At 44.3% G+C, this 10,097-nt stretch carries 6 protein-coding genes and 1 pseudogene; 5 read left to right on the top strand and 2 right to left on the bottom strand.

Features of this window, described 5'->3' with window-relative positions; translation table 11 throughout:
* A pseudogene (locus CXF82_RS22310) lies at positions 1 to 524 on the top strand (alpha-amylase); the annotation flags it as partial.
* A gap of 201 nt (positions 525 to 725) precedes the next feature.
* Positions 726 to 2,828 carry a glycoside hydrolase family 97 protein gene (locus CXF82_RS09560; protein ID WP_102044084.1) on the top strand — a complete coding sequence of 701 codons (2,103 nt, stop codon included), beginning with the start codon at positions 726 to 728 and terminating at the stop codon, positions 2,826 to 2,828.
* A 127-nt stretch (positions 2,829 to 2,955) separates the two neighbouring features.
* On the opposite strand, the gene CXF82_RS09565 is transcribed toward CXF82_RS09560, so the two are convergent.
* Positions 2,956 to 3,468, bottom strand: a complete 513-nt coding sequence (locus CXF82_RS09565) for an aldolase/citrate lyase/malate synthase family protein (RefSeq protein WP_101090935.1) — start codon at positions 3,466 to 3,468, stop codon at positions 2,956 to 2,958.
* A 157-nt stretch (positions 3,469 to 3,625) separates the two neighbouring features.
* Here CXF82_RS09565 and CXF82_RS09570 point away from each other — a divergent pair, with 157 nt between their 5' ends.
* Positions 3,626 to 5,161, top strand: coding sequence for a DUF3612 domain-containing protein (locus CXF82_RS09570; protein ID WP_101090936.1), 1,536 nt, complete (start codon positions 3,626 to 3,628; stop codon positions 5,159 to 5,161).
* Between the two features lie 10 nt (positions 5,162 to 5,171).
* Here the strand turns inward: CXF82_RS09570 and CXF82_RS09575 are convergent, their stop codons facing one another.
* Positions 5,172 to 5,534, bottom strand: a complete 363-nt coding sequence (locus tag CXF82_RS09575; RefSeq protein ID WP_257982763.1) for a hypothetical protein — start codon at positions 5,532 to 5,534, stop codon at positions 5,172 to 5,174.
* A 348-nt stretch (positions 5,535 to 5,882) separates the two neighbouring features.
* On the opposite strand from CXF82_RS09575, the gene CXF82_RS09580 reads away from it, so the two are divergent.
* Positions 5,883 to 7,451, top strand: coding sequence for an MFS transporter (locus tag CXF82_RS09580; protein WP_102044085.1), 1,569 nt, complete (start codon positions 5,883 to 5,885; stop codon positions 7,449 to 7,451).
* A 97-nt stretch (positions 7,452 to 7,548) separates the two neighbouring features.
* The gene (locus CXF82_RS09585; protein ID WP_374702366.1) at positions 7,549 to 10,050 is read left to right on the top strand and encodes a glycoside hydrolase family 15 protein; all 2,502 of its coding nucleotides are present in this window, start codon (positions 7,549 to 7,551) and stop codon (positions 10,048 to 10,050) included.
* Positions 10,051 to 10,097 lie beyond the last annotated feature (47 nt).

The following is a 10,097-nucleotide window of genomic DNA, read 5'->3' on the forward strand; positions in this document are numbered from 1 at the left end:
GGTTTGGCAGCCCGACTCGAACCAGTATCTTCGATTATATCGGCGTACCTGCGCATCAACGATATATGAATAATGGTAAGTTCGATGGCGGCCAATCAACCCAACAAGAGCTTGAGCTTCACCGCTACTATGCTGAGTTGTTAAACCTCAGTCACAGCGCTCCCGCATTAACCGGTGAGTATGTCGAACTCGACAGTTTTAACCGCTTACAAAAGGTTAATGGTTATGATGAGCAAATCTTCGCTTTTAGCCGTTATTCCACAGAGCAGCAGCTCATCATCGTTAATAATTTTAGCCAACAGCAAACAAAGCAATTCACGCTGCACTTACCTCTGTCATTGACCCGTAACTGGAATTTACCTTTAGGCAATATTGCGCTGGTGGATCTATTGGCTGCTGACGCCGTGCAGCAACAAACAAAGCAGAGTAACGATACATTACATGTCACACACTACGACGCGACAGTTGCGATAACGCTCGCGCCAAATCAATCCAGGATATTGATGTTAAAGCTAAATCAATAGCTCTTTCTATCTTAATAAAGCGCGTATCTCTTGAGAAGGCACAAATTTAGTGACTTTATTTTTATCTCTGCCAACACAGCGCTGGATACAGATTTGAATACGTATGCAGTCCATTGCAGCCACTTCAATATTCAACTTAGTATGCTTACAACAACAAAATTCTTAATTCAAAAACAATAATTCAAGAAAAAGGATTGCACAATGACAACTCGGCACCCTGCATATAAGACCCTAGATAGGCGTTCATCCCCTGTTAAACTAACCACCATGGCCATTACCGCTTCTTTGCTGGTCAGTGCATTTACAAGTCATTGTGCGTTAGCTAAAAGCGTTTCGTTGACCTCACCCAATAAACAAATTGTTGTCACGCTATCAGATGACAATGGCCAGCCAGAATATTCCGTTGAATTTCAAGGGCAAGAGGTCATTACTCCGTCTAGACTCGGACTGGTTTTTAAATCGTTGGGGGAATTTGGTCAAGGTTTTAAAATAGAGCAAAGCAAACACAGCTCAACTGAAAACCGTTGGCAGCAACCTTGGGGCGAGCAAGAGTGGATTGAAGATAACTATCATCAAATCACCACTACGCTCAGTAATGGACAATACCAACTCAAACTGCACTTTAAAGCATTCAACGATGGTATTGGCTTTCGTTATGAACTGCCTAAGCAAGGTGAGCTTAACCAATTAGTCATTACCAATGAGCTCACTGAATTTTCAGTGCCTAAAGCTGAACAAGCTCAGGCTTGGTGGATCCCAGCCCGCGGCTGGAATCGCTATGAATATCTATATAGCAATACCACACTCGACAAAGTCACCAATGTGCATACGCCATTGACTTTTAAGTTGGCATCGGGCGTCCACATGAGTATTCATGAAGCCGCATTGGTCGATTATGCTGCAATGACGCTCAATCAACGCCGCACTGGTAAGCTAAAGGCTGATCTAACCCCTTGGTCAGATGGCAGCTTAGTTAAAACCCAAGCAGGATTTAAAACCCCTTGGCGTACCATTCAGATCAGTGATAATGCGACGGGTTTATTAAACTCAAATTTGATCCTAAATTTAAACAAGCCCAACAAACTCGGCGATGTGAGCTGGGTGGAACCGGGTAAGTATGTTGGTATTTGGTGGGGCATGCACCTCAATGAAAACACCTGGGGCTCAGGTGAAAAACACGGTGCAACCACGAGTGAAACCAAGCGCTATATGGATTTTGCTGCAGCTAACGGATTCGAAGGCGTACTGGTTGAAGGTTGGAATATTGGTTGGGACGGTAGCTGGTTCCATAATGGCGATGTGTTTAGCTTTACCCAGGCCTACGCTGATTTCGATCTCAAAGCCGTAAGTGATTACGGCAAGGAAAAAGGGGTTAAACTGATAGGTCACCATGAAACATCAGGTTCTGTGACCAATTACCGTAACCAGATGCAAGATGCTTATGATCTCTATCAAAAGCATGGCGTTAGCCAAATAAAAACCGGTTATGTGGCTGATGGTGGTGGTATTAAACGCGTAGATGAAAACGGCATTACTCGACATGAATGGCATGATGGCCAGTTTATGGCTGGCGAATACCTTCACAGTGTTAAAGAAGCTGCGAAACGTCACATCAGTATCAACACTCATGAACCGATAAAGGATACTGGCCTTCGCCGCACTTACCCAAACTGGATCGCCCGCGAGGGTGCCCGTGGTCAAGAGTTCAATGCGTGGGGCACTCCGCCTAATAACCCCTCTCACACCACAACGCTGGCCTACACCCGCATGTTGTCAGGGCCAATGGATTTCACTCCCGGCATTTTTGATTTAGCGCCAAAAGGGCTTGATGCTGTTAACCGTGTACAAACCACCTTAACTAAGCAGCTGGCCTTATATGTTGTACTTTACAGCCCGATACAGATGGCGGCAGATCTACCTAGAAACTATGTTGAGCGCTTAGATGCTTTTCAATTTATTAAAGACGTACCAACCGATTGGAGCAACAGCGTCGCGTTAGCAGGTGAAGTTGGTGAGTTTGTGGTATTTGCCAGACAAGAGCGAAACGGTAGCAGTGAAGGTAAGGACTGGTACCTTGGTGCAATTACCGATGATAATGCCAGAGATGTCGACGTTAAATTAGACTTTCTAACCCAAGGGGTTCGCTACCGGGCTGAAATCTATCGTGACGGTAAAGATGCTGATTGGCGTACTAATCCTTACGACTATGTTATCGAAAGCGAAATTGTTAGCCGTGATCAGTTATTAACCCTCTCACTTGCGTCAAGCGGCGGTACTGCAATCAGATTTAAGGCGCTTAATTAAACAAGATAGCCAAACAGCCCAAACGTAAACAGAAAGACGAGTCACATCTCATCTTTATCACTAAAAAAGCCCTTGTTAAAGGGCTTTTTTGTTCGTCGCTATAACAATCCATTAAAAGTTTATTCGACTAACGCTTTAACTCATAGTCGCTACCGTCTTTGGCGGTAAAGACTTGATCGAGTACCGATGACGCTACGATAGAGTTTTCAACATTGACCAAACTAATCCAGTACTGATGACCTTCAACTAAGATATCTTCAATATTGGCACAATCCTGTGCGCCCTTTTCACTTTTGCTGTCGAACGTCATTTCAACATGAACGCCATTGTCTTTAAGCAAAATGGCTGTTGGCTCACTCTTATAGCCGTTAAGTGCAACGAACTGCTTTGGGCAACGTAAGCCTGTTTGGCTACCGTCTTTCATAAACACTAATAGCTGTTGATAGTAGACAACATAACTACAAGCGTCTTTATGTGATCCTATTGCTAGCGGAAACTTATTATCCAAAAAGGTTTTAGCACAGGGTGTTGTTGTGTCATTTGCTGCCTGGCTGACAACATTCACATCAGCAAATTCTGCACCAATATATAGATTGTTCTCGTGGTTATTTGCAGTATTATTGATTGTTGATATATCCATAGCCCTGTCCTCATTCAATCCTAAAATAGGTCGCTCATCGTTGCTAACTTCATTTGCTTTCAAAAAACTTGTTCGTTTTCTGACTGCTTGATTTGTAGTCTAGTGCAAATTTCATTACAATTTCACAATAAAAATTTTACACTGTGAATTTTACAATATGAAAAGTAATCAGAGCTTGATCAGAAAGTCACATTTTCTCGGTACCAAGATTAGAAATTTGCGTAAAAGAAATCACCTTACAATGGAAGATCTGTCTGCCCGTTGTGTGCGTGTTGATCCTGAGTCAGCCCCCTCTGTATCTTACCTTTCGATGATTGAACGGGGTAAACGCGTGCCCAGTGCTGGCATGTTAGCCGTCATTGCCACAGTGTTCCAAAAAGAGGTTGATTGGTTCCTCGATGATGTACCTGAAGACGATGCGATCACCCCTGATAAGGGTCGTCGAGGTGGTATAAGTGGTATGGCTTTAGAACCCAGTTTTCTGTTTTCGAGTGATATTTTGCAGATTGCCATACCCGAAATGTTGTCACAAACAGGTACAACAGGGCGTGAATTTGCCCATTTACTCATTCGGGCCCACCAAGAGCACCATCAAAATCACTTCCCTGATCTCGAACGTGCAGCTGAAGAGGTCGGTCAAAAGCGGTTACCACTCGCGTTAGAGGACATAAAAGATATTGCCAAATCGTTAGGGCTTAAACTTAAGTGGATCGACAGAACGCCGCAAGAAGTCGTCGACGAAATGGGGGTCAGCACCGCCCATGTAGTGACATCATTTTTTGAGCCACCCTCAACCATCTACCTGAACAAGATGCTTAAATCCTATCCAACACGACTCAAGTACGACCTGTCAGTGCATATTGGTCATTGTGTATTACACAACAAAGACGGTTTAAAATGCGTTCTAACAGCAGGCCGCCGCCATACTGCTGCGCATGAAGAGATAGCCACCCCAGCATCATCGACCTTAAATGCCCAAGATATTTTGCATGCTTGGCGTGATTTTGAATCAAGCTTTTTTGCCGGCGCGCTGCTTTGCCCTAAAGTGCCGTTTAGGCAACTACTCGACCGACATGGTTATGAAATTAACGTCAATAAAACCGTTGGTGTCTCAGCTTCTGTAGCCATGCGTCGTATGACGGTAGTATCCCCTTATCCTCATTGGCATTACTTTGATGCCTATGCACCGGGTAAATTAAAAGCAGTTTACCGTGGTAACGGCATTCCCCTGCCATGGGGCAACATGCGGGTGGTCGAAGACCCTTGCCAGCATTGGGCCGTATTTAGAATGATAAACGAACCACAAGTTGGAACATCTGCACAAATATCTATTTTGGATGTGGCTCAAGAGCCAAGGATCTATTGCTGTGAGTCGATAAAAGTTGAAGATATGGCGGGTAACAATCACGTGCTCTGCGCAGGTATCGATCTTAACCCCGCCATTGATGCCCAAGGCGGTGATGCTGCTTCTATCGCTGCAGAACTAAAACAGATCTGTGCAGACAATAGCGGTTCAGTAGATATGCCTAAACATATTAAACAAAACCTAATGAGCGTCGCAAAAATTCTAAATATCAATTGGGTAGAACGTGGCATTCAAAACGAAGCACGGCTGATCTGTTCACGCGGCGCCGTTTGCCCAAGACAACCGAGCTGTTATCAAGCAGGCAAAGCCTTATGTGAAGAAGCCTAATGCCACTGGTTCAATCGTTAACAGGCGAACCATAGGCTATCGCATGCACACTTATACATTGCTCTGAATAGCCAAATTGAATTGAAAGCGTATCGTCAATGATCATGTCAGCCAATATGACGGTACCTTCAATTTTTTGTTTTGCCTGGTTAATCGCCGCCAGTGTGGAAACACTCTCATCTATTGGCACTAAATATAAAAACTGTGTCTGGCAACTTTCACCCACCACTGGCCCTAAGTTTACCAGCCGTTCTTGTTGAGCCGGTGTTTGATAGGTTTTACTGGTAAATGAACCATGGTTTGCAACATTACAGCCAGATATTAAAAAAAATATCGATATAACAATTAGTTGCAACTTAAAACTCTTCTGCATCCGCTAAGACTCCGTTAATAATGTGTTTCATTAGAGTTAAATGCACGGCATGAATACGTATGTATTGTGTTGTGCCTAATTCCTGCTCAAGGGTAACATGAAATTCTACTTTTATTCATGTTCAGCTTGTGGTGTGGACGGTAAAAGTAGGGTCGTTTCTAGCAATTTATATTGTTAGCTTTCACCCTTTTCTAACAAAATACAGCAGAACTACGCTAACTAGTAGGTCTGTGACTTTGTTAATGACAGAGGTTTAAGGTAACTGCCAGCAAAGGTCGCAGGCAGCTGCCTATTTTTTAATCGTGATTCGACCAACAATAATAATTATAAACCTGAAAGGGATGGTTCATGTCTGATACAAAGCCGTTACTACACCAGAAACCTCTGCTCAGTTTTTGGCAAATATTCAACATGTGTTTTGGGTTTCTAGGCATTCAATTTGGCTTTGCACTGCAAAATGCCAATGTTAGCCGTATTTTTCAAACGCTTGGGGCATCAATTGATGATATTCCCATTCTATGGATAGCAGCCCCACTGACAGGGCTTATCGTACAGCCTATTATCGGCTACCTAAGTGATAACACCTGGGGTAAATGGGGCCGTAGACGTCCCTTCTTTGTTCTTGGTGCAGTCTGCACTACCCTCGCACTTTTCGTCATGCCCCACTCGCCCGCACTATGGGTCGCGGCAGGAATGCTGTGGATCATGGATGCATCAATAAACATTGCAATGGAACCTTTTCGCGCTTTTGTTGGCGATAACTTGCCCAATAAACAGCGCACTCTTGGTTATGCGATGCAAAGCTTCTTCATTGGCATTGGCGCTGTTATCGCCTCAGCACTGCCTTATGTCTTGACTAACTTTTTCGACGTTAGCAATACAGCACCCGCCGGTGAAATAGCAGATTCGGTACGTTACGCCTTCTATTTTGGTGGCGCGGTGCTGTTTTTAGCGGTGATGTGGACCGTTTTTTCAACCAAAGAATACTCGCCAGAAGAGCTCGCTTTATTTGAACAACATTCAGATCAGAATATCGATACAGAGAGAACTGGGCTACGTGATGCGCACCAGTATCAAAACGGCAGTGTTTTATGGACCAGCATAGGTATCTTGTTCACCGCAGCAATTTGGCTATTAGAATGGGATAAACAACTGTTTATCTTGAGCTTAGGCATCTTGTTTTTCGGACCGCTTCAATATTACTGTGCACAAAAAGTAAAGGCACTACAAAGTCATAGCCAAGAAAATAATGAAACAAACAACCACAAAAAGAGTCGTGAAAAGCAGGGGTTAATCTTTAGTGTTGTAGATGACCTTTTTAATATGCCTAAGGCGATGTCTCAACTGGCACTGGTGCAATTTTTCTCTTGGTTCGCACTATTCTCAATGTGGATTTATACCACCGCGGCGGTTACCGATTACCACTATGGTACTCAAGATGTGCTATCTAAAGCCTACAATGATGGTGCAGATTGGGTCGGTTTATTGTTTGCCGTCTATAACGGATTTGCAGCCATTGCAGCCATTTTCATTCCCATCGTCGCTAAAAAATGTGGCCTCAAAGTCACCCATTGCATCAATCTATTTTGCGGTGGCCTTGGTCTTATCAGTTTTATCTTTATCAATGATCCAAGCTTACTTTGGCTACCGATGATAGGCGTTGGTATTGCTTGGGCTTCGATTCTATCTATCCCGTATGCGATGCTATCGAATGCTCTACCGGCCAAGAAAATGGGCGTCTATATGGGCATATTCAACTTCTTTATTGTGATCCCACAGCTGCTAGCCGCCAGTGTTTTAGGCCTTATCTTGCGGGTCTGCTTTGATGGCCAACCTATCTACGCACTTATTAGCGGCGGCATTTTTATGATGATAGCAGGCATTGCCGTACTTAGAGTTAATGTCGATGGTCATTAATCACTTGCTGTAACGCTTAGGCTATAAACGCTGTTCTGACGGACATAGCCAATAAGAAATAACTAAAAAATATAGATAATTAATAAGGTTTTTGGGGATGAAAATGACAAGCTCGATAAAACTAACACATAAAATATTGGCCACTGCGATCAGTATGAGCTTAATGCTTACAGGTTGCGGTGAGCAATCAACGGAAACAACTGCTCTTCCCCTTGCAACAGATATAAGCCTACAAGACTCGGTAGCACCCGGAATACCTGGCGCAGAGCCCACTTGGGCATTTGCAGGAAAAACAGGGATCGGCACCTCATACGAACCTTATGTCGATGGCCGTTACCAAAACACCGCTGAAAACCCGCTGAGCCGTGTTTGGTTTTCATTGGCACAAGGTGTCGTTACCGAGACCATGTTTGGCCTTATCCATAATGCTCAGCTTAAAGAGATGCAATTTGTCATTACGGGTAACGGCTTTGTCGATACCGAGAAAGAAGATACCCTGCACTCGATTGAGTATTTACATACCGACGAACATGGCCGACCATTATCACTTGCATATAAACTCATTAATAAAGACCGCGACGGTAAATACCAGATAGAGAAACACATTTTTACCGATCCTGATCGCGATACCTTGATGATGAAAGTGATCTTTACCGCTTTCGAAGCAGGAGTCACACCTTATCTTTATGTTAACCCCCATATTGATAACAGCGGCGCCAATGATATTGCACGCTATGACAGTGCCAACGAGCTGTTTTCAGTCTCAACTTCAGTGACCGACACCAGCGTCATGACCGTTAAATCAAATCTCGGTTTTGAGCAAGCCAGTGTCGGCTTTGTCGGTAAATCTGACGGATTAACAGATTTACGGCAAAACGGAGAGATGAATTGGCGTTACACCAATACCAGCGACGCTAATCAAGGCGGCAATGTAGCACTAACGGCGCAGTATCCGAGCCCGATAATTGAATCAGGTCAACACGCCGCTAGTATCAGTTTTGATGTTGTATTAGGTTTTGGCAAAGACATAGAGATTAGCGTAGCAAACGCCAATAATACCCTTGCTCGAGGCAGTGATAACGTATTGGCCGCTTTTAATGGTGAAGGTGAACATCTTGGCTGGGAAGATTATCTTCGCTCGCTACCCGCGCTCACCAGAATGGTTGATACCACAACCGATAACGGTAAGTTGCTGTTTGCCAGTGCACTAGTGCTAAAAGCACAAGAAGACAAGACCCACGCAGGGGCACTGATTGCCTCTTTATCAAACCCGTGGGGAGATACCGTATCTGCAAAAGTCGGTAGTACGGGTTACAAAGCCGTCTGGCCTCGTGACTTTTACCAATGCGCCATGGCATTTCTTGCCATGGGTGATACTCAAACTCCTAAAACCGCCTTTGAGTATTTAGAAAAAGTGCAAGTCACAGCACAGACGCCTGGCTATTCAGGCAGGCCCGGCTGGTTTTTACAAAAGACCCACGTTGATGGGCAGATTGAATGGGTGGGTGTACAGCTAGATCAAACTGCCATGCCGATTATGCTTGGTTGGAAGCTATGGCAAGCGGGCGTATTGTCAGATCTTGAAATAACCTACTGGTACCATAAAATGCTAAAACCGGCTGCCGAGTTCTTGGTTAATGGCGGAGAGGTGAATTTAGACTGGAATCACACAAATATTACCCCTTTGAGAACACAGCAAGAGCGTTGGGAGGAGCAACAAGGTTACTCACCATCGACAACCGCTGCGGTAATTTCAGGCCTTATTACTGCCAGTGATATCGCATCCCACGTGGGTGACACCACAGCCGCTAGTTTATATTTAAGCACCGCCAAAGAGATGCAAAGTAAAATAGCCAAGTTGATGGTCACCACATCAGGGCAACTTTCAGCAACCGCTAAAGAGCCAGTTAGCGCTCAGCCCTATTTTGTCAGGCTCGCTCCCAATGGTGAACCCAATAGCAACACTAAACTCGGCGACAACAATGGTAGAGCGGGCCTTGATCAGCGCCTTATCCTTGATGGTGGTTTTTTAGAACTGGTTCGATACGGTGTTACAGCGGCGAATGATCAGACCATAACCAACAGCGTTAGCTTGATTGATAACACCAATTTAGAAGACAACTTAAGAGTCAAATACCAGTTCAGAGCTAAAGATGGCTCACTCATCCCAGGCTATCGCCGCTACGGAAATGATGGCTATGGTGAAGACCAGATCAACGGCGAAAGTTATGCAGAAAAAGGTAAAAACACGCCTGGTCAACGTGGACGAGTCTGGCCTTTCTTTACCGGGGAACGTGGTCACTTTGAACTTGCCAAAGCGATTAAAACAAACAGTTTAAACAGTGATAGCCACAAAGCACTGATTCAAACGTATGTACAAGGCATGGAAACCTTTGCCAACGAAGGTTTAATGTTACCCGAGCAAGCATGGGATGGCGTCGGCAATCCTACTCGCTATCAGTACACAAAAGGCCAAGGCACAAACTCTGCCACACCACTGGCTTGGACACATGCTGAATATATTAAGCTTGTGCGTTCGATGTCAGATAAGCAGGTTTGGGATAATTACAGTGTCGTGACTGACAAGTTAAATAACTGATAAAACTATTATAAATCATCATTGACGAATAAATTTAAAAGCCTGTT

Origin of the sequence: Shewanella sp. GutDb-MelDb (assembly GCF_002836075.1) — a bacterium.
GTDB lineage: Bacteria > Pseudomonadota > Gammaproteobacteria > Enterobacterales > Shewanellaceae > Shewanella.

Excerpts from the sequence above, each read along its gene's own strand:
- CXF82_RS09580 (WP_102044085.1), top strand. The coding sequence starts at position 5,883 with ATGTCTGATACAAAGCCGTTACTACACCAGAAACCTCTGCTCAGTTTT.
- CXF82_RS09570 (WP_101090936.1), top strand. The coding sequence starts at position 3,626 with ATGAAAAGTAATCAGAGCTTGATCAGAAAGTCACATTTTCTCGGTACC.
- CXF82_RS09560 (WP_102044084.1), top strand. The coding sequence starts at position 726 with ATGACAACTCGGCACCCTGCATATAAGACCCTAGATAGGCGTTCATCC.
- CXF82_RS09575 (WP_257982763.1), bottom strand. The coding sequence starts at position 5,534 with ATGCAGAAGAGTTTTAAGTTGCAACTAATTGTTATATCGATATTTTTT.
- CXF82_RS09565 (WP_101090935.1), bottom strand. The coding sequence starts at position 3,468 with ATGGATATATCAACAATCAATAATACTGCAAATAACCACGAGAACAAT.
- CXF82_RS09585 (WP_374702366.1), top strand. The coding sequence starts at position 7,549 with ATGAAAATGACAAGCTCGATAAAACTAACACATAAAATATTGGCCACT.